The 25,553-nt window shown below is 37.4% G+C and carries 20 protein-coding genes; 13 read left to right on the top strand and 7 right to left on the bottom strand.

Annotated elements, in window-relative coordinates; all coding sequences use genetic code 11:
- Window positions 1-72 precede the first annotated feature (72 nt).
- From HEQ28_RS07290 to HEQ28_RS07300, 3 genes are read right to left on the bottom strand one after another with little or no spacing between them, the layout of a single operon-like run.
- Window positions 73-831: a sigma-70 family RNA polymerase sigma factor gene (locus HEQ28_RS07290; RefSeq protein ID WP_434501613.1), complete on the bottom strand. Its 759-nt coding sequence runs from the start codon at window positions 829-831 to the stop codon at window positions 73-75.
- Between the two features lie 20 nt (window positions 832-851).
- Entirely contained in the window at window positions 852-1,847 is a 996-nt protein-coding gene (locus HEQ28_RS07295; protein ID WP_434501614.1) for a DUF4435 domain-containing protein, read from the bottom strand.
- A 50-nt stretch (window positions 1,848-1,897) separates the two neighbouring features.
- Window positions 1,898-2,710 (bottom strand): AAA family ATPase, encoded by an 813-nt coding sequence (locus HEQ28_RS07300; RefSeq protein ID WP_434501615.1) that lies wholly within the window; start codon window positions 2,708-2,710, stop codon window positions 1,898-1,900.
- A gap of 102 nt (window positions 2,711-2,812) precedes the next feature.
- Here HEQ28_RS07300 and HEQ28_RS07305 point away from each other — a divergent pair, with 102 nt between their 5' ends.
- From HEQ28_RS07305 to HEQ28_RS07340, 8 genes are all read left to right on the top strand, one after another.
- Window positions 2,813-3,733: a DMT family transporter gene (locus HEQ28_RS07305; RefSeq protein WP_434501616.1), complete on the top strand. Its 921-nt coding sequence runs from the start codon at window positions 2,813-2,815 to the stop codon at window positions 3,731-3,733.
- 123 nt (window positions 3,734-3,856) lie between these two features.
- Complete coding sequence (locus HEQ28_RS07310) at window positions 3,857-5,152, top strand: O-acetylhomoserine aminocarboxypropyltransferase/cysteine synthase family protein (RefSeq protein ID WP_434501617.1); 1,296 nt, start codon at window positions 3,857-3,859, stop codon at window positions 5,150-5,152.
- Between the two features lie 28 nt (window positions 5,153-5,180).
- Entirely contained in the window at window positions 5,181-6,128 is a 948-nt protein-coding gene (cysK, locus tag HEQ28_RS07315) for a cysteine synthase A (RefSeq protein ID WP_434501618.1), read from the top strand.
- 396 nt (window positions 6,129-6,524) lie between these two features.
- A complete protein-coding gene (locus HEQ28_RS07320; protein ID WP_434501619.1) occupies window positions 6,525-7,196 on the top strand; it encodes a DUF2975 domain-containing protein in 672 nt (223 codons plus the stop codon).
- A gap of 18 nt (window positions 7,197-7,214) precedes the next feature.
- The gene (locus HEQ28_RS07325; RefSeq protein ID WP_434501620.1) at window positions 7,215-7,421 is read left to right on the top strand and encodes a helix-turn-helix domain-containing protein; all 207 of its coding nucleotides are present in this window, start codon (window positions 7,215-7,217) and stop codon (window positions 7,419-7,421) included.
- Window positions 7,422-7,451: 30 nt separating this feature from the next.
- Window positions 7,452-9,476: a M13 family metallopeptidase gene (locus tag HEQ28_RS07330; RefSeq protein WP_434504434.1), complete on the top strand. Its 2,025-nt coding sequence runs from the start codon at window positions 7,452-7,454 to the stop codon at window positions 9,474-9,476.
- Window positions 9,477-9,649: 173 nt separating this feature from the next.
- Window positions 9,650-11,563 carry a molecular chaperone DnaK gene (dnaK, locus tag HEQ28_RS07335; protein WP_434501621.1) on the top strand — a complete coding sequence of 638 codons (1,914 nt, stop codon included), beginning with the start codon at window positions 9,650-9,652 and terminating at the stop codon, window positions 11,561-11,563.
- A 198-nt stretch (window positions 11,564-11,761) separates the two neighbouring features.
- The gene (locus tag HEQ28_RS07340) at window positions 11,762-12,982 is read left to right on the top strand and encodes a hypothetical protein (protein WP_434501622.1); all 1,221 of its coding nucleotides are present in this window, start codon (window positions 11,762-11,764) and stop codon (window positions 12,980-12,982) included.
- 440 nt (window positions 12,983-13,422) lie between these two features.
- Here the strand turns inward: HEQ28_RS07340 and HEQ28_RS07345 are convergent, their stop codons facing one another.
- From HEQ28_RS07345 to HEQ28_RS07355, 3 genes are all read right to left on the bottom strand, one after another.
- Complete coding sequence (locus tag HEQ28_RS07345; protein WP_434501623.1) at window positions 13,423-13,821, bottom strand: tautomerase family protein; 399 nt, start codon at window positions 13,819-13,821, stop codon at window positions 13,423-13,425.
- A gap of 1,545 nt (window positions 13,822-15,366) precedes the next feature.
- Window positions 15,367-16,632 (bottom strand): M56 family metallopeptidase, encoded by a 1,266-nt coding sequence (locus HEQ28_RS07350; RefSeq protein ID WP_434501624.1) that lies wholly within the window; start codon window positions 16,630-16,632, stop codon window positions 15,367-15,369.
- Window positions 16,629-17,045, bottom strand: coding sequence for a BlaI/MecI/CopY family transcriptional regulator (locus HEQ28_RS07355; RefSeq protein ID WP_207154838.1), 417 nt, complete (start codon window positions 17,043-17,045; stop codon window positions 16,629-16,631). The genes HEQ28_RS07350 and HEQ28_RS07355 overlap by 4 nt, the downstream gene beginning before the upstream one ends.
- Before the next feature lie 484 nt (window positions 17,046-17,529).
- Between HEQ28_RS07355 and HEQ28_RS07360 the strand changes: the two genes are divergently transcribed.
- From HEQ28_RS07360 to HEQ28_RS07380, 5 genes are all read left to right on the top strand, one after another.
- Window positions 17,530-18,693 (top strand): hypothetical protein, encoded by a 1,164-nt coding sequence (locus HEQ28_RS07360; RefSeq protein ID WP_434501625.1) that lies wholly within the window; start codon window positions 17,530-17,532, stop codon window positions 18,691-18,693.
- A gap of 97 nt (window positions 18,694-18,790) precedes the next feature.
- Entirely contained in the window at window positions 18,791-20,227 is a 1,437-nt protein-coding gene (locus HEQ28_RS07365; RefSeq protein WP_434501626.1) for an outer membrane beta-barrel protein, read from the top strand.
- 114 nt (window positions 20,228-20,341) lie between these two features.
- Window positions 20,342-20,821 (top strand): sigma-70 family RNA polymerase sigma factor, encoded by a 480-nt coding sequence (locus HEQ28_RS07370; RefSeq protein WP_434501627.1) that lies wholly within the window; start codon window positions 20,342-20,344, stop codon window positions 20,819-20,821.
- An 8-nt stretch (window positions 20,822-20,829) separates the two neighbouring features.
- On the top strand, window positions 20,830-21,477 hold the full coding sequence (locus HEQ28_RS07375) for a DUF4974 domain-containing protein (protein WP_434501628.1): 648 nt from the start codon (window positions 20,830-20,832) through the stop codon (window positions 21,475-21,477).
- A gap of 2 nt (window positions 21,478-21,479) precedes the next feature.
- Window positions 21,480-24,005, top strand: a complete 2,526-nt coding sequence (locus tag HEQ28_RS07380; protein WP_434501629.1) for a TonB-dependent receptor domain-containing protein — start codon at window positions 21,480-21,482, stop codon at window positions 24,003-24,005.
- A gap of 68 nt (window positions 24,006-24,073) precedes the next feature.
- Here HEQ28_RS07380 and rhuM read toward each other — a convergent pair whose 3' ends face one another.
- Window positions 24,074-25,075, bottom strand: a complete 1,002-nt coding sequence (gene rhuM / locus HEQ28_RS07385; protein WP_434501630.1) for a RhuM family protein — start codon at window positions 25,073-25,075, stop codon at window positions 24,074-24,076.
- Between the last annotated feature and the right edge of the window lie 478 nt (window positions 25,076-25,553).

Below are 25,553 nucleotides of genomic sequence, written 5' to 3' on the forward strand. Positions count from 1 at the left end.
GCAAGAGTTTAATCCTTGCGGGCGGTTATTGTTATTAGCATGTTTAACTTTACTTACGATGCTGACTGATAATCAACTAAGATATGCTCTCAATGTATCGTTTGTGGTATTCTTACCTAGCTTCCTCACAGCCTTATCTCTTATCTGACGTACACGTTCACGCTTCAATCCCATGTTTTCACCTATTTCAGCAAAAGTTATACTGTCCTGACCTATTCCATAGAAAGCCTGAACAATACGACGTTCTCTGTCATTAAGCACATCCATTGCCTGAAGGAGTTCAGCCTTTATTGATTCGTCAAGCGCTAACTTGTCTGGACGTGGAGCATCTGGATCAAATAGCACACTCAACAAACTCAAATTCTTACCATTCTGCAATGGAGCATCTACCGAAAAGGCACGGCTGTTTTCCTTCTCTTCTCGATTACGCTCATCCTTAGGAAGGTTATAAATACCACTTTGTTCATTGATAGCATGAACAATGGCATCACGAATAAAAGGCTCAGCATAACCAACAAAACGACTACCACGACTACCGTCAAATGTTAGTGCAGCCTTCAGTATACCAATATTACCCTCGCTGATAAGATCGGTTATTGCAACACCATTATCGTTATACTGCTTAGCGATAGAAACTACAAAGCGAAGGTTTGCCGTAGCAAGTTTTTCAACAGCTCGTTCACCGACACGTCCTCCATTCTGTATCTTTTCGGCAAGTTGCTTTTCCTCGTCATCAGACAATAGTAATTCCTTTCCTATTTCATCCAGATATCTATTCAGAGATTCGTTTTCGCGCTCTGACAAAGGTTTTCCTGTTTTAATTTTCTTCATAATAAATAAAATTTTATTTGTTATTTCGCATCCAAAAATTCAGCGACATCATTCATTATATTTTTAAACTGCGGTGACATGGCGTACCCCATATTCTTCTTAAGCATTGCTGTTATGTCTCCAACACTATTTTTATAGCTTGAAATCTCTGTCTGATACTGCATGTTGTGAACTGACTGCTCACCTATTTCCTGCTCACGCTCACGATATAATCTACCGCATACTTTATCCATAATCGGTACCACTACATGATCAAACAGATGATGCCCCTGTATATATAAATAAGTATTAGAAGAATCCACACCCAATCTGTTTAAGTCATCCTTTACTGCAAGATAACTATCACGGGCATTAGTGTTCTTCTTTTTAAAGTTATCAACAGCACGTGACACTTTCTTGTGAAGTTTGTCAAGAGAATATTCTGGGTTATCAATTCTTACATCACCTAGTTCTATGATATTATCAAAGTCGGTTATCGTGAACTCTGAATAATGATCGCTACGATAATACCATATATTCCATACGAACAGTGGATAGATAATTTCAGAATATCTTGTCATGAATTCATTAAAGTCAAAGATACTATGATCGTTTAGCACAACTGCCACTGCCACATTATGTAACGAAGGAGCATAGCACTGAAGATTTTCTATTGCATAAGCATACGTATGAAAGATATACCTGTTTGTCAAAAGCGTTCGTGAAGCAGGCGAAGCACCTTGTATGAGATAATCGTAATCTGCATCTACACAAGCAATCATATCATGTCCAACACCATCCATAATATTGGCGATAGCAGCCTTTTTGCCACGTTCCAAACGATTCATACGTGTAGGAAGCATCACTTCAAAATAACGACTATCATCTTCATAGTTACCAAGTATGGTGCGCCAAAAGAACACATCATCATAGCTCTCTACATAAGCTATAATCTTTCGACGTGCTTTCTTTGAGCCCAATCCATTGGCAGCCTCAAAATATCTTGATGTTATATTTTCGTTTAATCTTTTAGACATCTACATCCCCCCGACTTCAAACATCAGTTAATAACTCTGGTATAAACACACTAAAAAGTAATATCCGTTACTTCGGTTACATGCTCCATCCAACCGTTCATTATAACTGCCGGACTATGTGTTGTCATTATCAACTGTAAATTAGGATTCAATTTAAGCACAAGTTCAATAAGCTGTTTCTGCCATTCAAAATGCAGACTCACTTCTGGTTCATCCATGAACAGCACATACGGTTTCTGATCTTCCACCAATACAGTGAGCAGGATTGCAAGAATCTGCTTCTCACCACTTGATAGCTGATAAGGAACAAGGGTCTCTCCAATCTGTGAAAAGCGTATCTCGTTTTCTGTACGGACAATCTTCTTTCCTGTCTCTCTGAATAGATCATCTATCATATCTTGAAACAGTTTTTTTGACTCCGATATTTTCTGAGCCTGTAAAGCAGCATCAGAATCACCACTTTGCAATGCATTAATAATTCTGTTACCAATGTTTACCTGATAATCCAGATACTTACGCTGAAGCTGGAATAATTGCCAGTCAAGTTCTGTAGCCAGACTTAAATCCAGCTTCGATATTGTGTCAGAATTCATCAGTGGGCGATCAAAAGAGCGTATAGCATCAAACCGTATCCACTTTGCATCTTCTGGCTTAACGCTCAAATGTACACCTTTAAGCAAGTGACTTGGGAACTCGCCACCTTGGGCAAGACTTTTCACTACCTTATTAAGAATGGTACTTTTCCCTACACCGTTAATACCACTAAGGATATTAACCCTACGGTCCAAATTCCACACAATGTGTTTTGTTCCGCTCCAAAGAGATTCTATCTCTATCTGCTCTATATAATCAGCATATTTCATATTAATAGAATTATATACCGCAAATATAGCAAATAAAAATCACAGACAGTCCCAATTAGTGTGATTTTTTTTATAATTTTGCACACTAATAAAACTATTATAATGGGTAACAACAAGAATATTCCACTTCAGGCGCATCTCAGCATGTTTACTGCTGAGTTTTTCTGGGGACTTATGGCTCCGCTTGGAAAGGATGCAATGACACATGGTATTGACGGTATTGATATGGTTTCATTCAGAGTGATGGGTGGGGCTATCCTATTTTGGATTACATCCTTATTCTTCAAGAAGGAAACCGTACCCACTAAGGACAAACTATTACTTGCTGGTGCTGCAATATTCGGACTAGTGTGCAATCAATGTCTTTACACAATAGGATTGAGCATTACTTCACCTATAAATTCAAGTATTGTAACAACATCAATGCCTATATTTGCAATGGTGCTATCTTTCCTTATATTAAAGGAACCGATAACACTTCAAAAAGCACTTGGAGTATTCATTGGTTGCTGCGGAGCGATAATACTGATCATTACAAGTGCTGCAGCTGTGAGCTCAAAGGTTGGTGACATACGTGGCGACCTGATGTGTCTTGGCGCCCAATTATCTTTTGCACTTTATCTTGCACTATTCAATAATCTTATAAAAAGGTATTCTGTATTTACTGTTAACAAGTGGATGTTTCTTTGGGCTACGCTGATGATATGGCCATTCACGGGATTTCACGTGATAGACATCAACTGGGCTATAGTTCCAACGAAGACATTGTGGGAAGCAGGATACGTTGTGATATTCGGAACATATCTGGGTTACATATTAACGATGGTGGGACAGCGTTCTCTGCGTCCAACTGTTGTTAGTATATATAATTATGTGCAACCTATCGTATCGGTTACAGTAAGTATTTTAACAGGTATTGGTGTATTCACATTCATGCAAGGAGTGGCCGTATTTTTGGTTTTTTCTGGTGTATGGTTAGTGATAAAAAGCAAGTCGAAACGCGATTTGGGGGCAAAGAAATAAACAAATACCACAAATGTGGTATTCCAAATGCCCAGAATGTGTGATTTCACGATATCATTATTTGCCGTACCTTTGCAACATGATTTAGAATATAAACATAACGTAAAAAGAAAGGGTTTAAATATGAGTAATGAAAAGAAACTACACTTCGAGACACTTCAACTTCATGTAGGACAGGAAAATGCTGATCCAACAACGGATTCACGTGCTGTACCTATTTATCAGACTACAAGTTATGTTTTCCACAATTCACAACATGCTTCAGACAGATTTGGACTTCGTGATCCTGGAAACATTTATGGAAGATTGACTAACTCAACACAGGGTGTTTTTGAAGACAGAGTTGCAGCCCTTGAAGGCGGTGTTGCCGGACTTGCTGTAGCATCAGGCGCAGCAGCGGTTACTTATGCTCTACAAAACGTAGCTCAGAATGGTGACCATATATTAGCAGCAAACAACCTTTATGGTGGAACTACTAATCTACTAGAACATACACTCACCACTCAAGGCGTAGAAGTTTCATTCGTAGACCCTTCTGATTTTAAAGAGGTAGATGCAGGTTTCCGTCCAAACACGAAGGCTGTTATCATAGAGACGTTCGGTAATCCTAATGCCAGCGTGACTGACATTGACAAGATTTCAGAGATTGCTCACAAGCACAACACGATTGTTATTGTAGACAACACTTTCGGTACTCCATATCTTATAAGACCTATTGAGCACGGAGCTGATATTGTTGTTCACTCTGCAACAAAATTTATTGGCGGTCACGGTTCGTCATTAGGTGGAGTAATCGTTGATGGCGGTAAGTTTGACTGGAAAGCAAACGCTGACAAGTACCCTACTCTAGCCAAACCAGATCCTTCATATCATGGAGCTATTTTCGCAGACGTTGCTGGGGCAGCTGCTTTTGTAACAAGAATACGTGCGGTGATCTTACGCGATACTGGTGCTGCAATAAGCCCATTCAATGCATGGATATTAATTCAAGGACTTGAAACTTTAAGTCTACGTGTGGAGAGACACGCATACAATACAAAGAAGATTGTTGAATATCTGGCAAAGAATCCAAAGGTAGCAAAAGTAAACCACCCTTCATTACCAGAACATCCCGATCATGCACTATACGAAAAGCTGTTCCCTAACGGCGGCGGCAGTATATTTACATTTGACATAAAAGGTGGACAGGACGAGGCTTGGGCTTTCATAGACCATTTGAAGATATTCTCATTGCTTGCAAACGTTGCTGACGTTAAGAGTCTGATTATACATCCAGCAACAACAACTCATTCACAGCTTAGTCCAAAGGAACTTGAAGAGCAGCACATATACCCTTCTACTATAAGATTGAGCATTGGAACAGAGAACGTCATAGACCTTATCGACGCACTCGACGAAGCATTTCAATACGTAAAATAAATAAAGAAATAATTTAAAACATTATATTATGGCAAAAATTGCAAAACAAATAACCGACCTTATTGGAAAGACTCCATTGGTCGAGCTAAATAGGTATTCTAAATTCCGTGGAGTAGAAACCCCTATCATTGCAAAAGTTGAATTCTTCAATCCAGGCGGTAGCGTAAAAGACCGTATTGGACTTGCAATGATTGAAGCAGCAGAGAAAGACGGCAAACTTAAACCAGGAGCAACAATTATTGAACCAACAAGTGGTAACACTGGTGTAGGTCTTGCTCTTGTATCAGCAATAAAGGGATATAAACTTATCCTAACAATGCCTGAAACTATGAGCGTTGAACGCCGTAACCTTGTAAAGGCTTATGGTGCAGAAGTAAGACTTACAAGTGGTAAAGACGGAATGCCAGGAGCTATCAAGGCAGCAGAAGAACTGCGTGATGCAACTCCAGGAAGTGTAATTCTAGAACAATTTGAAAATCCGGCCAACCCTAAAAAGCACTATGAAACAACAGGTCAGGAAGTATGGAATGATACCGATGGAAAAGTAGATATCTTTATTGCCGGTGTTGGTACTGGTGGAACTATATCTGGTATAGGAAAGGCTTTGAAGGAAAAGAATCCAAATATAAAGATTATAGCTGTAGAGCCGTTGTCATCTCCTGTTCTTCATGGTGGTGCTAGCGGTCCTCATAAGATTCAGGGTATCGGAGCTGGTTTCATTCCTAGGACTTACAACCCTGACTTTGTCGATGAAGTCTTTGACGTTGAGAATGACGATGCAATATTGGCTGGTCGCCAGTTAGCACAGCAGGAAGGACTTTTGGTTGGAATATCTTCAGGTGCAGCAGCTTTTGCCGCAACAGAGATTGCAAAGCGTCCTGAAAATAAAGGCAAAACAATTGTAACATTGTTACCTGATACAGGTGAACGCTATTTGTCTACGGTATTATATGCCTTTGACGAATATCCACTATAAATTTCGGCTAAAGTCATTAATGTTTTTGTAATATAGATGAATGATTGATAGACGGGGCTTTACTTGCTTGGCAGGTAAAGTCCCGTTGACTTTTATATACCTATCTAAACTAATGAGAGACCTTATCACAACAAGCATTTATATGATATAATGACATTACTCAAGAGCATTATTGACATAAATGAAACTTTATATAGAGAAAAGATGACAATATGCTATGAAAGAGCCACAAAACGCAGTAAAAGCGCAAATATAAGTTAAATAATATCGTTTTTCGATATATTTTTCTCATTTTATTTGCATCGAATTGATATTTGGCATACATTTGCATTATCGAAAAACGATAATATAAATATGTTATTCAATAATTAATATCAATTAAACAATAAATATAATATGAAACGCAAGTTTAATATATATTGCATACTGCTCCTTGCAGCAATTACCTTCGGGTTCTGTCTCAACATATATAATCATGCAGATGAACTTGTTTTAAGTTTTAAAGACGGTAGAAATGCAGCTAAAGCCCAAGAAGGTTTTGAACAAGGAAAAACCAATATGAAGCAAATAAGCTACTTAAATCTTAAAGCAAAAAACGACAATAGGTTTCTAACAGCTGTCAAGAACGATGTTACAGGACAAATGGACTCCATACAGGTTGCGAATGTAAGAATTGCGACATCAGCAGGCAACGATGGTCAAACTTTATTATCGCTTATTATCGAAATCTTTACTGTACCACTAGCCTTATGTTGTACAATTGGATTTTGGGTTGTATTTATTAAGATTATCTTGGCAGTCAATAAAGGTAAAGCTTTTGACAAAAAAACAGATTTTAAGATAAAATTAATGGGAATATTCTCAATAGGAGCATATATTTCCGAGTGGGGCTTAACATGTGTAGAATATTTAGAAAATAGTAAAATGTTTAAAATTTCAGGTTATGATATATGTTTCAGTAACTATCCTAGTTGCTATCTTCTTTATCTTGGCATTGGCATGCTGATTATTTCTCAGCTTCTCACCATTGGACGCAAAATGAAGGAAGAGCAAGAATTGACAATATAATCAAGGAGGAGTTTTATAATGTCAATAATAATAAATGTAGACGTAATGATGGCTAAGCGCAAAATTTCGAGTGGTGAACTAGCTGAAAGGGTTGGTATCACTCCAGCTAACTTGTCGATATTAAAGACAGGAAAGGCTAAAGCTATTCGATTTTCAACGCTTGAAGCTATATGCAATGCACTTGATTGTCAACCGGGAGATATCCTGGAATACAAAAATGATTAAACAGTAAAATCTTAAATAGAGAATTTAATGATGAAATCAAAATTAATTTTAGCCGCTATGTTGATATGTTCAACTGCAGCATCAGCTCAAGGTCTGAAGTCGGGAATCGACAAAAATAACATGGACCTGACTGTAAAACCTGGTGATGACTTTTATGAGTACTCAGTTGGTAACTGGTTGAAGACACATCCTCTTGACCCACAACACCCTATGAATGGTTCGTTTGTTGATCTTGAGGAACAAAACAACGACCGCATTCGTGAACTTGTTGAGGGCTATGCCAACACTCCTCAGAAACAAGGAACTCTTGGACAGAAGATCGGAAGTCTATATCGCATGTATATGGACACCGCAAGATTGGATCGTGAAGGTATTACTCCTATCAAACCTATCTTAAAGAGAATTGCCGAAATTAAGAACCATAAGGAATATGCAAAAGCAATGGCTGACTTGTCTGCTATTGGCTACAACACAACAATGTATGGTTTCGGATTAGGCACTGACGCAAAGAACTCAGACAAATATCTTGTTTCTATCAATCAGGGCGGTATCGGTCTTGATCCAGAATACTACACTCAACCAAACGAACAGCAGAAAGCTGTAGTAGTAGCATACAAGAGTCTGATTAAAGACCTTCTTAAAATGGTAGGTAATAATGACGCCGTAGCCGAAAAGAAGATGCAGGCAATATTCTCAATACAGAATCAGATTGCAAAGGTTAGCTATGACCAGATAAAATCTCGTGATCCTCAAGCTAACTATCATAAGATGAGTTGGGGAAAATTGCTAAATGATTATCCAGGAATAGACTGGAACTATTTGGCTAAATCAAGCTTCTTCCCTGCTATTGACAGTGTAAACGTAGGTCAACCTGAGCCTATACACGAAGTTGAGCAAATTTTGGCAAAGACTCCATTAGAAGACTTGAAGGCTTACATGGAATATAATGTTGTAAGCAGTGCTTCAGGTACTCTTTCAAAGAAGTTCTTCGACCGCAAATTTGAATTTAACAAAACACTTTACGGTGTAAAGGAACAACAACCTCGTTGGAAATATGCACTAAGTTTCGTTCAGAACCTTCTCGGAGAGGCTGTAGGTAAACTATATGTAAAGAAATACTTCCCAGAAAGCAGCAAACAACTTGCAATTGAACTTGTCAAGAACTTGCAAACCGCTTTGGCAGAACGCATTCAGGAAAATACATGGATGACAGATGTCACAAAGAAACAGGCTATAGAAAAGCTAAATGCTTTCCGCATCAGAATAGGTTATCCTGACAAATGGCAGAATAATGATTCAGCTGTTGTAGTTGACGAAAGCAAGAGCCTTCGTGAAAATCTTGAAAACCTTAATGTAGTATTACAGAAATATGAAGTTAAGAAACGTTTCGGAAAACCTGTTGACAAAGAAGAATGGTTCTGTACTCCACAGACTGTAAACGCTTTTTACAGTCCAGAAACAAACAGCATCAATTTCCCAGCAGCTATTCTTCAGGCACCATTCTTTGACCCAGAGGCAGACGCCGCAGCCAACTTTGGTGGTATCGGAAGTGTAATCGGACACGAGATGAGTCATGGATTTGATGATCAAGGATGTCAGTTTGACAAGAACGGAAACCTTAACAACTGGTGGACTGCTGAAGATAAGGCAAACTATGACAAGCGTACAAAAGTACTTGCCGACTGGTTCAGCACTCAGGAAGTTCTTCCAGGACTTAAAGTTAACGGAGAAAAGACTCTTGGCGAAAATATCGGTGACAACGGTGGTATAAACGTTGCATTCAGAGCGTTTGAGAACGCTATTAAGAAGAATCCTTTGGAAAACAAAGACGGCTTTACTCCTGAACAACGCTTCTTCCTTGCTTACGGTCGTATCTGGGCAAGCAACATAGCACCACAGTTTGTAGCTTATATTGTTAATTCAGACACTCACTCTCCTAACATCGCTCGTGTGAATGGTGCACTCCCTATGATTGACGCATGGTATGATACATTTGGCATCAAGCAAGGTGACAAGTTGTATGTTCCTATTGAGAAACGTGCTCATATCTGGTAAAAAACCTCTCTCTTAGAATATATTTTTTAAAATGGCTGGCATTTGACTTCTGTCACAATGTCAGCCATTTGTCATTGTATAGTCGTTGGCACATGGTTTGTTATTTAAAGAGTGTCTCTGGAAAATCCGCAGACATCAAAGAAAACAAGAATTAAAACAAAAAATATACAACAATGGGAAAGATTATTGGAATCGACTTAGGAACAACTAACAGTTGCGTTTCTGTATTTGAAGGAAACGAACCGGTAGTAATCGCAAACAGTGAAGGTAAGCGTACAACACCTTCAGTTATTGGTTTTGTTAAGGATGGTGAGCGCAAGGTAGGTGATCCTGCAAAGCGTCAAGCTATCACAAACCCACAGAATACGGTATATTCTATCAAGCGTTTCATGGGTGAGACTTACGACCAGAGCCGTAAGGAAGCTGAAAATATGCCTTACACTGTAATAAATGAAAATGGTTACCCACGTATTGAAATCGAGGGTCGCAGATATACTCCACAGGAGATTTCAGCTATGGTTCTTCAGAAGATGAAGAAAACTGCTGAGGATTATCTTGGTCAGGAGGTTACAGACGCAGTTATCACTGTTCCTGCATACTTCTCTGATTCACAGCGTCAGGCTACAAAGGAGGCTGGTCAGATTGCAGGTCTTAACGTTCAGCGTATCGTTAACGAGCCAACAGCAGCTGCTCTTGCTTATGGTGTAGACAAAGCTAACAAAGATATGAAGATCGCTGTATTCGACCTTGGTGGTGGTACATTCGATATTTCTATTCTTGAATTTGGTGGCGGTGTATTCGAAGTACTTTCTACAAATGGTGATACTCACCTTGGTGGTGATGACTTCGACCAGGTAATCATCAAATGGCTTGCTGACGGTTTCATGGCTGATGAAGGCATCGACCTTAAGAAAGACCCAATGGCAATGCAGCGTCTTAAAGAAGCTGCTGAGAAAGCAAAAATTGAACTTTCAAGTTCTACATCTACTGAAATCAACTTGCCATATATCTCTGCAGAGGGCGGTGTTCCAAAGCACCTTGTAAAGACTCTTACACGTTCACAGTTTGAACAGCTTGCACACGATCTTATTCAGGCTTGTCTTGTACCTTGCCAGAGTGCAGTACGTGATGCAAAACTTTCAACATCAGATATTGACGAGGTTATCCTCGTAGGTGGTAGTTCTCGTATCCCAGCCGTACAGACATTGGTTAAGAACTATTTCGGCAAAGAGCCTTCAAAGGGTGTAAACCCAGATGAGGTTGTTGCAGTAGGTGCTGCCATTCAGGGAGCTATCCTTAACAAAGAAAACGGAGTTGGTGACATCGTATTGCTAGACGTTACTCCTCTTACATTGGGTATTGAGACTATGGGTGGTGTAATGACAAAACTTATTGAGTCAAATACAACTATTCCTTGCAAGAAGAGCGAAACATTCTCTACAGCAGTAGACAACCAGACAGCAGTAACTATCCACGTACTTCAGGGAGAGCGCCCTATGGCATCTCAGAACAAGAGTATCGGTCAGTTCAACCTTGAAGGTATTGCTCCAGCACGTCGTGGTGTTCCACAGATTGAGGTAACATTCGACATCGATGCTAACGGTATCCTTAACGTAAGTGCAAAGGATAAAGCAACTGGCAAGGAACAGAAGATTCGTATTGAGGCTTCAAGTGGTTTGAGTCAGGAAGAAATCGATCGCATGAAGGCTGAAGCTGAGCAGAATGCTGCATCAGATAAGGCTGAGCGTGAGAAGATTGACAAGATGAATCAGGCTGACTCAATGATTTTCACTACAGAGAATTTCTTGAAAGAAAACGCTGATAAGATTCCTGCTGATAAGAAACCAGCTATCGAAACAGCTCTTCAGCAGTTGAAAGATGCTCAAAAGAGTGGCGACGTTGCAGCTATCGACGCAGCAACAGCAACTCTAAACACAGCAGTTCAGGAAGTAAGTGCTCAGATGTATCAGGGTGGTGCACAACCAGGTGCACAGCCAGGAGCTGACGCTCAGGCAGGACAGCAGGCACAAGGTGGTGCTCAGGCTGGTGAAGACATTCAGGATGCAGACTTCGAAGAGGTTAAGTAGTTGTTGATCATCAACAATAATATAAAATAACAGAATAGGGTGCAACTCAAGTAGTTGCACCCTATTTTCGTATAATTAATAGAAATCGCTACTAAAAACTACAGGAATAACGAGGGAATGTGATGAGCAAGTTTGTGCAAAAAGATTGGTACAATTCAATATTTTTTTCTAACTTTGCAAGAACTAAAAATAAAAATAATGACACCAGAAAAACAAAAGAAGTTGAGCGTTTTAAAAATACTCTACACCATAGCCATTTGCTTTTTATCCTTGAGTGTTTGTAGCTGTAAAACAGAACGTCAACAGGATATCGAAAAACTTGTATTTCTATTGAATAATACGACCGAATTTGATATATCTCAATCCATGTTGGCTGATCGGGATCAAATGACTCCAGAAGGTATACATCGGGAAATATCATCTATTGATACTACAAAATATGCATCTTACCATGGGGCTGTATTACAAACGAAGGATAAAAAAGAGTATTTCTGGGTTAGAGGCAAATATCAGACCATGCTTTCTGTACTGTGTGATGAGGATCAACTTATTCAGTTTACCGATAAAAGATATTCTCCCAGACTCCGCTTTACAGCTTTTGTTGCATTAATGGTCACAAAAAGTAAAAATCTGGAAAAAATACTACTTGAAAACTATCAAGATACTACAGCAATAAGCATGTTTAATACTGACGATCGATCTAACTATTGTTTTGGTAGTGAGTTGTTGTGTTATGCCCAACAGTATGTAAACCATGACATTATTTCAAAACAAGACTCTATCCGTAATGACAGCCTTGCGTTGTTCACTCCTTCAACCACTCAGTATGCTTTTACTAAAAATTTGTTATATTATATAAATCCAAAACCATCCTATTATCAAAGAATCAAGGAACTCTATGAGAAATATCACATTAATCAAGCGTTAAGAACAATAGCCAGATATCGAAAACCATGTGATAAAATACTGATTGAAAAAGGGTTATGCGCCTATCAAAACTTAGATAAAGCATCAAAGAAACCAGATTTTGAAGCTAATTACTGTGATATCACATACAATGCTCTGACTGCAGTAGAACTTTGGCCTGACAAGTTATTTCAACCTTATCTTCGCAGGATACGTGATTATGAACTACAATCACATCGTCATAACCGTGATGTGAGATTCGAACAACTATTCCGTACTGTTCTTGCGTATCCTGATCCTTGGGCGTACCAGTTTGTGAGTGAAACGTTACAACTTCCGATGCAAAAGAGAGACGAATATTATGAAGATGAAACTGCTTCTGACTATTTTGTAAATTGTATTTATTGTAGTGGGGATAACCCCTTAGAGCCAAAATATCGGGATCTGCTAAAAAAGTACCCTCCCTACTATTCTTATGAGCTAGATGACCTCCTTGAGCGTAAAGCGAAATAAATCAGCTAAAAGGTTACGGACATTACAAAAGTTAATCATATCATCATAATGACATGCTATGAGATGAATAAACTGCAAGTGGAGTAACTTGCAGTTTTTGCATGCTAGCTCAGTGAGTTCATGCCGTAAGGCGTTAACATACTTCTTTATCTTAATTTATATAATTTCTTACCATACTGTATACCGTCATCATGCATTTTGACTTCCTAGGAGAGTTTAAGACTTCTATGCTTGCAGACTTTTTAGACTAACACTGTAAAGTAATAAGATATGGTCATACTAAACAACTATGATATTGTTGCACACTATAAAGAATACTAGAATATTTTATAACTAAGTGCAAAATTAAAAAGCATAGCGAGGTATGAGAAAAAAGGTTTCTATACTTTATTACTTCCTTTACAAAGTTTTTCACAACAGTTCAACACAACTATCTGTGATCATAATTTTAAATGTGTTGGTTCTTGTATCAATCCGTCTCCAAACGACCAATTCTGGCTACCATCATTTTCTAGTAATACGATGATGATATTGTTTTTGGTTACGGTCGTAGAACTAGCTATTTGATTAGCGATTTCTTTATATAAAGCTCGTTTTTGATCTAATGTACGCCCCTGTCCTGCAATGATTTGAATGTATACAATATCAGCAGTATGGTTTATACCTAGATATGTCTCCGGATATTTAATTTGTTGCGGTCCTAATTCTTCAATAATATGGAAATAATCATTTTCAGGAATATTAAATTCTTGCATTAAAGAATGGTGGACAGACTTAGATATATTATCCTTTGTTTCTTGTGAAAACGCTTTCGGTAAACTTATTCGTACAAATGGCATAATCTTATATTTTAATGTTATTACTACGTTATAGACAAATCAGAATGAGTAATTTTATTCTCTTTTCAATACTATATTTTGCGCAAGATTTATGGTACTTTACAACGCTTATCCTATGCATACAATCTATTTTTTAAGAAAACAAAATCAATTCATATTCATTCTCTTTGGCTTATATTTGATCATATTGCAAATATAGAAATAATATTCTATTGCTTGTAGCAAAGATGAACTACTATTAATATTTTTTATATATGAAAGGACCTTTTCATTGAAAAAAGTATTAGGCTTTGAGTTACAAAGAATGAATAAAGAGCTGTTTACTGTTCTATAATATTTTGGTGATCTTCCCTATATTTTTTATTTGTTTTAGCTACGAAGCTACGTCATCTCTCGCAAAGCCCATAAACAAAGGGTTCACAATATCTAGTTTGCAAGATTTAGCTACGGTAAGCTACGTCCTAGCTACGGTGATTTGTGTTGTTTTAGCGATTGAAGGTATTTTATAAGTAAATTTTTCAAAGAACAGTTGTCTGCATTTAAGGAACATAAGGAATATACAAACAAGAGCAGAATTATCAAGCTTGTTTTAAAGTTCTGCCGAATTCCGCTGAATTCTCGGCAAAGATACTGCAAAATTTTTGCCCATGCAATCAGATTTAGGTTAGTCTGTTAGCCAAAGTCTTATCTATTTAAGTCTACACGCCGCAATACATGTACGTGTGCATACGCGCGCACTCAGAGTTTTTCGTAAAAATAAGTGTCGAAGTGTCTATTCATTGACCATCAATTTATTAGAACACTTTTTAAGTGACAGTAAGTGTCGGTTATTCGTCGGTAAAATATGGGGGATATTTTTCATTATTTCGCTTTGCGTTTTACGAAGAATTGGGATGCGTTTTGCGATGTTTTACATTCCGTTTTACGAAGAAACAACTTGCGTTTTACGAAGCAATAGAAGATAAAACATCGAAGAAACGTTTGCGTTTCTATATGGAATCAGTTGCGTTTCTATATAGAAATGCATGAAAAGCTTGATATTTCACCGCCAGTTCACCGTCACTTTACGACATCTGATTCGTCGATAAAATACTGATATTCATTAAGTTGACACTTCGACACTTATATTTTCAAAACCCTAAGTGTGCGCGTGCCTGCACATACATTATATAAGAAAATATTAATGACGTAGCTAGAACGTAGCTTACCGTAGCTAAATTGACATAGCTACATATCGCCAAGCCCTCTGTTTATAAGCTTTGCGAGAGATACCGTAGCTTCGTAGCTAAAAAAACGCAAAAACGCTGGGAAGACAGCAGAAATGTTCAAAATTCAATTTGTCTATCAGAAAATCTAAGCTCGAAAGATCTATTATAGTAGTTGCACCCTATTTTTGAATAGTTATGTTTGTCAGCCTTTCAGCTTCAAAAGATTATTTATTATAATATAGCATTCGGCACATCATTCAAGGATGTGCCTTGCTCATCTATATCAACTTAGGACTAAATAGGTGAGTTTGATGTTTGCGATAATAATAGAATCGATTTATTTCTTTATCAATTGAGGCGTAACTGCCTTTTGGGATGCTTCTACCAGCTTACCATTAACCTTTTTGTAGTGAGTGCTATATGAGGTGGATGAGAATGGCTCTTTGGATACTTTCACCCACCAGCCATTCTTCTTTTCATAGGTAGTACTATATTTTCCACTCTTGTCAACTAGAATCATCTTGTTGGATAAAGTATTAGAGCCAAAATGCTTCTTGCACTCGGCATACTGCTTATTCATCATTGCCTGAAACTCAGCATCAGTATACACCTTATCACCTTTGACCTGAGGAATAATTTCAACAGTCTCAATTGTTGTTTTCTTTACCTGCTTTACTTTGACATTCTGAGAGGCATTGTTCACTTCAGTTTTAGGACTTGCAAAAGCACAAAGTGCAAATGCTACGAGTGGGATCAGATATAATGTCTTTCCGTATGCCCACTTATTTGTATTTTTCTTCATCATCATGGTAATTCTGTTTTTAACTAGCCTATGGTTGAAACTATTTGCAAAGGCGTAGGTTCTAGTCCCCAAAGTTTTACGAATCAATAATATTTGATATTCCTGTGTATTTACCCCAGCAGTAAGCACATAGTTGTCTGCCTCATATTCATGCACATCACGAAGACTATTGCCGAGGATATAGACCAATGGATTCCACCATTGCAACGTTTGCACAAGGGTGAGTAACAGAATGTCAAACGAATGATGGCAGAGGATATGTCCCTTCTCGTGAAGGATTATCTGATGGCCATTCTCATGGTAGTCATTCTCATTGATCACAATACTCTTCATCCAACTGAAAGGTGAGATATCACCGGAATGGCAATAAATGGTACAACCTTCTTCCTTCTTACTCCACAGACAACCCAGCCTCATCATGGTATGTATACGCGTCATCTGAAGCAAGCGTACAAGCGCCGTTACTACCATTCCAAGAATCAAGATGCCGTACAGCAATATGCTCCAATTAAAGGATTCTAATTGACTTTGAGATGTCGTCAGAGCAGAGCTATTTGAGACTACTTTCACAGTGTCGAATCGGACATATACTTGTTTTGTTGCTTCAGCCACATGCTCATTGACAATTGCCAATGCAGAAAAGTTGCATGCTGGCAGAACGAGCGAGAAAAAGAGAATACTTAGCAGGATTATACGGTTCATGCGGAAAAAACTTTCCTTGCGAAGTATCAGCATATAAGGCAAGTAGAGCATTGTTAATACCAAGGATGACTTCACTGAATAAATAAATATATCATTCATAGCGTTTTCTCCTCCTCAATAGAAACTGATGCTTGCTCATTATTTATGGTACTCAACAAATCTGCAATCTCTTCGTCAGACAAATTTTCCTCTTTTACAAAGAAATTCAACAAGGAGCGCAATGAACCACCAAAGAAATCTTTCTTCACACCAGCCATGGCTTGTCGGGTATACTCAGCGCGTGTCACTTTAGCCTGATATATCTTCGTTTTACCTTCGCCTTTCACCTTGAAATAATCCACATATCCTTTTTCTAGGAGCAACTTCATATAAGTAGCCACTGTGGTATAAGCAGGTTTAGGTTCTGCGAAATGTTCAAGAATATCGTGAACAGTTGCCGAATGATTGATATCCCAGAGAGTAGACATCACATCAAACTCAGCTTTTGTAAGTGTATTGCTTTTCTGCTTCATGGTGGTCCGTTTTGTTTTACATGAGCAAAGATATGCCTAAATAAGTTTCACATCAAGTTTTTCATTACTAAAACATTCGAAATAGAGTTGATTTTAACAAATATATTTCGTAATGAAACACTATTTAAGAAACGGTTGATCACATGAATCAGGAAATGACAAAATAAATTCATTATATCTGACTTTGAAAATTACTGCATAAAATGTATATTGCATTATTAAAACTACATGGATAAGGAAAGTTTGAGACTCATAACTGAAATAAAAAACGGAATACCCTATTCAAGCTTTCGGATTATCATAAGCCATCAAAGCCGCTTGTAAAAATAAAGCTTGAAGAAGAGTGAATGTATAATTACCAGAGCATTATAATTAATGATGTTTAAAAATAGTAGTTTACTTTTATCTTTAAATAAAATTTTATTACATTTGTAAGGTATAATCTATAAAAATGAACCGCAAAAAAACTTATATCTTAACATTAATGTTATTAATCTGTTCTGTATCAGCGTTTGCGTCAAAACAAGATGAACAGAAAATTAGCAAGCAGAAAACTATTATCGTTTTTGGGAATGTTTTTGATTCTTTTATCAAAAATCTTCCTGTACGAGCGAAAGTTACTCTGATGTCTGAAGACTCTCTGGTTATTGACACAACTACCTGCCACTTAGAAAAAATATTATCAAGATATTACTTTCATGTACCAGCTATTGAAAAAACATATATCATTAAATGCTCCTGTCAAGGCTACGATGACAACTATTTTTCTTTTAATCTGAAACCCAAGAAAGGACAAGACGAGTATTATGTCACGACCCATCGTATGAAGAAAATTCATTATCTTAACGAGGTTACAGTAAAAGCAACAAGAATACAAGTCGCTTATCGGGGTGACACCATTGTTTACGACGCCTCAGCTTTCAATCTTCCTGACGGTTCTATGCTTGATGCGCTTGTCAGACAACTTCCGGGAGCCAAGATCAATGATCAAGGAGAAATTTACATTCATGGCGAAAAGATAGATTACTTAACATTAAATGGAAATGATTTCTTTAAAGGAAAGAATCAAGTTATTATGGAAAACCTACCCTACTTCACTATCAAAGATCTCAAAGTTTACCATAAGGAAAGACCACTATCTGAACAGAATGGTATTGAAAGAAGGAAGGACTACGTGATGGATGTACGCCTTAAAAAGAAATACGTCAATAGTTCTCTGGTCAATGGAGAAGCAGGAGCAGGAACTAAAGATAGATGGAAAGCTCGCATTTTTGGTCTTATGATGGGTGACGAGACTCATATTGCAACTTTTGCCAATACAAACAATACGAATGAAGACCGCAAGCCAGGAATGGATGGAAGCTGGAATCCGGCATCATCCCCAAAGGGAGTAAAGACCACAAAACAGGCTGGACTTACGCTTGAGAAGAATACGAATGGATATCGTACACGCGAAAATCTTGACGTATTAGCAAAATGGGATGATGATAACATCAGAGAAATCGATAACAAAGAATCTTTTTCCTCAGAAGGGAATATCTTAAAAAACACAACTTCAACCACGCATAACAAAAACTTAGATTTATCTTTAACACAGGTTTACGCCCATGAAGGGAATATCAATTTCAGTACTGATTTTTTTTCTTAACTATAGTAACCAAAAGAGATACTCAGAGAGTATTGATTCTCTTTTTCAGAACAGGTTTATTAATCTTCAAAATTATTATTCGAACAACAATCACAAAATGTTCGATACAAGACTTCATGTAAATTTTGGTTTTCGCTTACCTTGGAGACACTATCTTAGTTTGGATTTAAACGGAACTTATAAGACCAATAAGCCAAACAACAGTAGCACCAACCAGAGTATATATTATGCCAATCAATCAACATATAAAATACTAGAATACTTTAACGATAATGCTAACCATCACTATTCATATTCTGCAGAATTGGGGTATAACATAAATCTACCTAAAGGCTGGTCATTCGGGCCGTCTATCTCTTTTATCAATAGACAGGATAACAAAACGCAAAACTACTTTGCCAAAGATTCCTTAGATGATCATCTTGATACAAATAGTTACAATTATCATTCAACAGAACATAAATGGCAGGCTGCATTGAATGTTACTAGGAACATTAACAACTCAATATTCTCCCTAAAGATTCCTGTAGATTGGGCGAAAGAACAGATGTATTATCATCAGTCTTTACTCGACACTATAGCCAACCGCTCTAAAGTTTTATTTAACCCTAATTTGTGGTATAGTCGCTTTGGAAAGAATAAACAAACGATCAAATATGACATGAACGTAGAGCAGCCCTCTTTTGATCTTCTTATGCCATATAAAAACAGTATTAATCCTCTATTATTAGCCATAAATAATCCGAATCTAAGAAACAGAATAACTCACGATTTACAAATGAGCACGAATATTCGTAATGATTCCCTAGACCTTACATGGTGGGTAAAGGCGGATGCAAGCTGTATTCTTCACGAATGGGGCAACCATGTCAATTATGACACCACAACGGGTAGCTATACTTACAGAATGGATAACGTTTCAAAGCCTAATTGGCAAGCTAATTTGGAAATAGGATTAGATAAATACTTGGACCTTAAAAAGCGAATAAGTCTAGATATAGATGCCACCATTAAGTATGATCATAATGTTGATTTTGATATCGCATATAATAACACAACTGCCAATCTTAGTCTTGTGAAAACGCTTGTAACAGGATTGAATGCAAAACTAAACTATCGCTACGAAACATTTTCTGCAGGGCTAACGGGTAAAGTATCTGGCAGATTCTCTAGAAGTGACCGAACAGACTTCACTTCTATCAATGCCTATGACTACCAATATGGAGGCAAATTGCAGTACACAATCCCTATCATCAAATTTACAATAGCGACAGATGCAACTATGTACAGTCGGCGTGGTTATGGTAGTAGTTTAATGAATACCAATGATTTCTTATTGAATGCCCAGCTAACCCATCCTTTTGCCAAAGGCAGAATTATTGCAAAACTTCAAACATTTGACTTGCTTCACCAAATGAAGTCAACAAAATATTCTGTTAATGCACAAGGAAGGACAGAAATACGGTATAATAATATTCCAAGCTATCTAATGTTCTCATTATCTTTTAATCTCATAAAAGGAAAACAAAAATAATAGCTATCTTTGTAATCATAAAAACGAATGATACTTTAAAGAATAATGACGTTACTACAAAAAAAACTTATGTCTTGCTTAGTTTTTTGTATTGTAGAACTGTATTATTAGTATATGAAGCAAAAAACTGACATAGAAAGAATATTCCGAACACATTATGAGAAGATGTACAATCTTGCCAGATGCATTCTCTATGATGAAGACGAATGTAAGGATGTGGTGAGTGATGTATTCGCTAAAATTCTTACAGAACAGTTTGTCCTTTTACCAGAAAGTGAAGAGTTTTACCTTATGCGTAGTGTGAAAAACAGATGTCTGAACATACTCGCACACAAAACTACGAAAGAAAAGGTGGTGAAATTACTTATGGATGAAAATGACAACATGTTTCTGGAAAGTGATAATGAGCTACTCGACCGTCTGATGCAAATTATTGATAGGCTCGAACCTCCTATCCGTAAATTGATTCTTAAACTGCGCTATTTGCAGGAAATGTCGTATCAAGAAATTGCAGACCAAGAAGGAATTAGCAAAGTCACGGTTTACAATCACCTTTCACAGGCAATAGACTTTATTCGTAAACAATTAAAATAAGCAAGACTATGATTAATAAAACGATAGAAGAAAAGAAGAAGGTATTCTTTGATATCCAAGAACATCCGGATAGATATTCTGATCAGCAAATTGAAGAAATTCTAGCTGATGAGGAATTGAAAGCAACAATTCATGATGCTGCAAGAATCAAACGAGCTATTAAAAAGCTAAATCCACAAAAGGTAAATGTGGATGATGCTTGGCAACAATTCTCAAAGACGCATTTTCGTCACCAGTATAACTGGATGAAAATTGCAGCCTCTATAATAGGCATTGTATTTCTTTCTGGTGTGGCTCTGGCTGCAGTCATTCAGTTAGGTATATTACATACTTCAATAAGTCATAAACCGACCATAAAAACGAGTATGACAAAACAGGTGAATAGCCAGAACTACACGAAATCTGAGAAGGAAATAAAGAAAGACTCTGTAGACATGAAGCCTGTGGTATTTGAAAATGCTAAGCTGAAAGATATTCTAGATCAGATGGCTATATTCTATAACGTGAAGGTTGTTTATCAGAATGAAGATACTGGTAAAATTAGATTATTCTTTAATTGGGACAAGAAACAATCTCTAGATTATTGTCTTAAGATTCTCAATGGTTTTGAACATATCAACATCATCTATTCAGACAACACTATAACTGTGGAATGATCATGAGAAAGACTATTATCATTTTATTATGCGCATTAAGTCTTCATCTTTCTGCCCAACGTGTGAATCTTCATTATAATAACACACCAATATCTGCTATTCTCAAACAGTTGAATAGTGAACAACATAACTATGCCATCAATTTTATCTATAATGATTTGGAGGACTTTCATGTAACTACAGACATTAAAAACAAAACTATACCCGATGCCATCAGACAGATGATAGGTTTCTACCCTATCAAAATGACAACAATGGATGAAAACATTCTGCTTGTAGAGTGCATTCAAAAGGCAGCACTCCACTACAAAGGGCGAATCATTGATGAGCATGGACAATCACTAGAATTTGCAAACATCACACTATTATCACCAACTGACTCTACCATTATAGGCAATGGAGTAAGCAATGAGGATGGATATTTCGTTATTCCGTGCGAATCACAGAAAGTGATAGCTCGTATCTCTTATGTAGGCTACAAGACTATCAAGCGAACATTTACTAATCCAAATATGGGATTGACCAAATTGGAGCCTTCTCAAATGATGGTGAAAGGAGTCGTTGTAAAAGGGCATTTGATTACTCGTTCTGCTGAAGGATTAACTGTCAACATCGAGAAAAGTCCATTAGCAAATATTGGCTATGCGTCGGATGTGCTAAAGCACCTGCCACTTGTTACATTGAAAAACGATGTTTACGGTGTTTTGGGCAAAGGGACACCACTTATTTATATCAATAACCGATTGGTATACGATAATACGGAACTAAAGCAACTTAATTCCTCTGAAATAAAGAATGTGAAGGTTATTATTAACCCTGGCGCAGAATACGATGCTACAGTAAATTCTGTCATCCGAATATCTACGATTAAAGCTAAAGGCGATGGATTAAGTGGTATTGTAGACGGAAATTTAAGTGCAGAGCGTGTATTATCACACCAAGCTGGTGGAACATTAAACTATAGAAAAAATGGTTTGGATATTTTTGGATCTGCAAGATACTACAGAAATATGTTAAGTGCAAACCAAACGATGGATAGTCATAACGGAGATTGGGAAAACAGTGATAAACTTAAACTCAAAGGACGAAACCTTACCCTGTTAACGACCCTAGGTACTAACTATCAATGGAACAGCCGCTCGTCTGTAGGATTACGTTACCAATACACCGACACCCCAAGTAATAACTTCAATTGTTTTGACGACTTGGAAGGACAACATTTAGGTATCGTAACTAATCGTGCCTCATCTCAAGACTATAGACAGCGAACATCTAAGCGCCACTACGTGAATGCTTATTTAGACTACGGGGTCAATGATGATTCCTATTTGAAACTTGATATGGACTATCTTAATGGAAATAGCAATGATAAACAAGACTACAACATTTCTCTAAGTAATCTTAGTTCACATAACAACGCAAAAAACAAACTATATGCAGGAAGACTCATCTTTGTTTCTCCCTTATTAGGCGGAAATGTTAAGACTGGTATGGAAGCCTCATATACGAACAACAATAATAACTACAAAGTAGTTGATGGTGCAACCGTGCAAAACGATCTCCATTCAACAACAAACAAAGCCAACCAACAACTTTATGCAGGGTTCTTAGAATATAACAAATCATGGAATGAACATTGGAGCGCAAACATAGGGCTTAGATACGAATACACCAACTTTAATTACTATGTTGATGCTATAAAATCCCCAGAAGCCAGTCAATCGTATGGTGGCTTTTTCCCATCGGGGTCTATTGCCTATAATATTGGTAATGTAGATATTTCACTGGCTTACCGTTATACAACGCAACGACCATCTTATTTTCAACTACGCAATGCTGTAGCCATAAACAGTCCGTATTCATACGAAGGTGGAAATCCAGAGTTACAACCTAGCAAAACAAATATGCTTACGCTAACATTAGCATGGAAAGACCTCCAGTTTGTTTCTACCTATGCAACAATAAAAGATGGTATTTCATTCATTTATGATCACTATGAGACGAATGATTCTATTGCTTTCTTTCAAACTCGCAATATGGATAGACGCTACATGAACTTTTCTGCCAACTACTCTCCTACACTATTCAAAATATGGAAACCTGAATTGCAAGTGAATTTCACGAAACCATTTGTGTCATATAATGGTCAAAGATACAACAAGCCTAACTGGTATTTTGAAATGGATAATCTTTTAAAACTCTCTACATCTTTTAATGTAGGGTGTGAAATAGACTATACCACAGCTGGACATACGGATAACGGCGTGATGTATTACTATGCAAACTCTTATGCTGAACTATACTGTATAAAGACCTTCTTAAATAACCGACTGCGATTTAACTTGAGTGTTACAAACATATTCAACACGAGTCGTGAGAAATGGCAAATTAACACGAATGGGGTTATTAGTAATAAATGGAATGATAATGATAAGAGGACATTTAAACTTACTGTGACCTACCGCTTTAATGAGTCGAAGAGCAAGTATAAGGGAACTGCATCTACTGACGAATTGAAACGACTATAAATTATATTGGTAAAGGGTTGTTAGCTTTATATGTAAGCTGGTTAATCTCTCGACTTCTTGCTCTTAAGCTAATTACTCTTATTGATAAGGTTCACCACTACCTTTACCATTACATCCTTCTCCTCAGTTTGGCTCTCGGCAATCATTAACGTGAGGGCAACAATTGTGTTATCGGCAATACGCTTGGAACCATTTTCACGATAGAGAGTACCATTATTATTCATAAACCAAAGGAAAAGAGTGGCAGCGATGCGTTTGTTGCCATCAGAGAATGAATGATTCTTCGTAACGAGATAGAGAAGCATTGCAGCCTTTTCCTCCACACTTGGATAGAGTTCCACGCCTCCAAAAGTTTGATAGATTTGTCCGATGCTACTCTTGAATGAGTCGTCCTTCTCGTTACCGAAGAGAGCAGATCCACCGAACTTGTCTCTAAGCATATTAATCTCATGCATGGCATTCTCATAGGTGGCATGAAAAGGCTCTTCTTCGGTGGTCTTAACTATGTTAAGCCGTTGGTAGTCGTAGTCATCAAGGGTATCAAGGGCATAGGTATAATCTACAACCACGTCAAACAGGGCATTACTCTCATCGGTAACAGTTACAGGTTGTTGCAGAATTGTTCTTTCTACAACCTGCACCAATTGGCGCAATTCCGCAATCTGCTGCTTGCGAATTCGCTCGTTCACTGCATAACCTTTGATAAGATACTTCTTCAATACGCTATTTGCCCAACGACGGAACTCTACACCTCTCAGACTTTTCACCCGATAACCAACAGATATAATCATATCTAGATTATAATATTCTATTTCACGATTGATGGTTCTTGTTCCTTCTGTTTGAACTGTCGCAAATTTTGCGACAGTTGAAATTCCATCGTTCAGCTCCTCTTTCAAAGCATTGTTAATGTGCTTACCAATTGTCTTCACATCCCTGCCGAAAAGTTCGGCAAGTTGTTGACGATTCAACCACACGGTTTCTCCTTCCAGCTTGACATCAAGTTGGGTTTTCCCGTCCTCACTCTGATAGATTACGATTTCATTATTTAGGTTCAAGAGTTCGCTCATACATCTAATTTTATTACCAAAAAGCAAATATACGGAAATTTATTAGAAGTCACTTCCTTTTCAAAGAAAAACTAGACTCATAAATAAAGTCATGGGGAAATAAGCGTAGATTTTTGATATTCTGTACAAAAAGAATGTAACATCATCCTTCCTCTCTTTTGATTACTAATGATAAAGCACCATAGAATAGTTCACTATCAAATGGTATCGTATTTATCAACTCTACAAATTGTCAATAATATCATCTCATTTTATCAAATAAATATTTAGTTCGCAGATAACTTTAAGTTATAACTTATGATGTACAAGTCATTAGAGCTTTGTCGAAATAAATATAATAATAATGTGTAGGGGAAAGGAAAAATTCCCACCGAAGCGGGAGTATAGGATTACATCCTTGGGCATTGCTGCCTTATTGCGGTTTGATGTAGGAAACAAATGATACTTTAAAAATAATGACATTCCAACTAAAAAGCTT

It is taken from the genome of Prevotella sp., assembly GCF_051059605.1.
Taxonomy (GTDB): domain Bacteria; phylum Bacteroidota; class Bacteroidia; order Bacteroidales; family Bacteroidaceae; genus Prevotella.

Bases quoted from the DNA above. Each gene is read 5' to 3' on its own strand.
- HEQ28_RS07310 (WP_434501617.1), top strand. From the start codon at position 3,857: ATGAGTAATGAAAAGAAACTACACTTCGAGACACTTCAACTTCATGTA.
- cysK (WP_434501618.1), top strand. From the start codon at position 5,181: ATGGCAAAAATTGCAAAACAAATAACCGACCTTATTGGAAAGACTCCA.
- rhuM (WP_434501630.1), bottom strand. From the start codon at position 25,075: ATGAGCGAACTCTTGAACCTAAATAATGAAATCGTAATCTATCAGAGT.
- HEQ28_RS07350 (WP_434501624.1), bottom strand. From the start codon at position 16,632: ATGAATGATATATTTATTTATTCAGTGAAGTCATCCTTGGTATTAACA.
- HEQ28_RS07330 (WP_434504434.1), top strand. From the start codon at position 7,452: ATGAAATCAAAATTAATTTTAGCCGCTATGTTGATATGTTCAACTGCA.
- HEQ28_RS07345 (WP_434501623.1), bottom strand. From the start codon at position 13,821: ATGCCATTTGTACGAATAAGTTTACCGAAAGCGTTTTCACAAGAAACA.
- dnaK (WP_434501621.1), top strand. From the start codon at position 9,650: ATGGGAAAGATTATTGGAATCGACTTAGGAACAACTAACAGTTGCGTT.
- HEQ28_RS07355 (WP_207154838.1), bottom strand. From the start codon at position 17,045: ATGAAGCAGAAAAGCAATACACTTACAAAAGCTGAGTTTGATGTGATG.
- HEQ28_RS07360 (WP_434501625.1), top strand. From the start codon at position 17,530: ATGTTATTAATCTGTTCTGTATCAGCGTTTGCGTCAAAACAAGATGAA.
- HEQ28_RS07325 (WP_434501620.1), top strand. From the start codon at position 7,215: ATGTCAATAATAATAAATGTAGACGTAATGATGGCTAAGCGCAAAATT.
- HEQ28_RS07380 (WP_434501629.1), top strand. From the start codon at position 21,480: ATGAGAAAGACTATTATCATTTTATTATGCGCATTAAGTCTTCATCTT.
- HEQ28_RS07365 (WP_434501626.1), top strand. From the start codon at position 18,791: ATGTTCGATACAAGACTTCATGTAAATTTTGGTTTTCGCTTACCTTGG.
- HEQ28_RS07320 (WP_434501619.1), top strand. From the start codon at position 6,525: ATGAAACGCAAGTTTAATATATATTGCATACTGCTCCTTGCAGCAATT.
- HEQ28_RS07300 (WP_434501615.1), bottom strand. From the start codon at position 2,710: ATGAAATATGCTGATTATATAGAGCAGATAGAGATAGAATCTCTTTGG.
- HEQ28_RS07290 (WP_434501613.1), bottom strand. From the start codon at position 831: ATGAAGAAAATTAAAACAGGAAAACCTTTGTCAGAGCGCGAAAACGAA.
- HEQ28_RS07340 (WP_434501622.1), top strand. From the start codon at position 11,762: ATGACACCAGAAAAACAAAAGAAGTTGAGCGTTTTAAAAATACTCTAC.
- HEQ28_RS07305 (WP_434501616.1), top strand. From the start codon at position 2,813: ATGGGTAACAACAAGAATATTCCACTTCAGGCGCATCTCAGCATGTTT.
- HEQ28_RS07295 (WP_434501614.1), bottom strand. From the start codon at position 1,847: ATGTCTAAAAGATTAAACGAAAATATAACATCAAGATATTTTGAGGCT.
- HEQ28_RS07375 (WP_434501628.1), top strand. From the start codon at position 20,830: ATGATTAATAAAACGATAGAAGAAAAGAAGAAGGTATTCTTTGATATC.
- HEQ28_RS07370 (WP_434501627.1), top strand. From the start codon at position 20,342: ATGAAGCAAAAAACTGACATAGAAAGAATATTCCGAACACATTATGAG.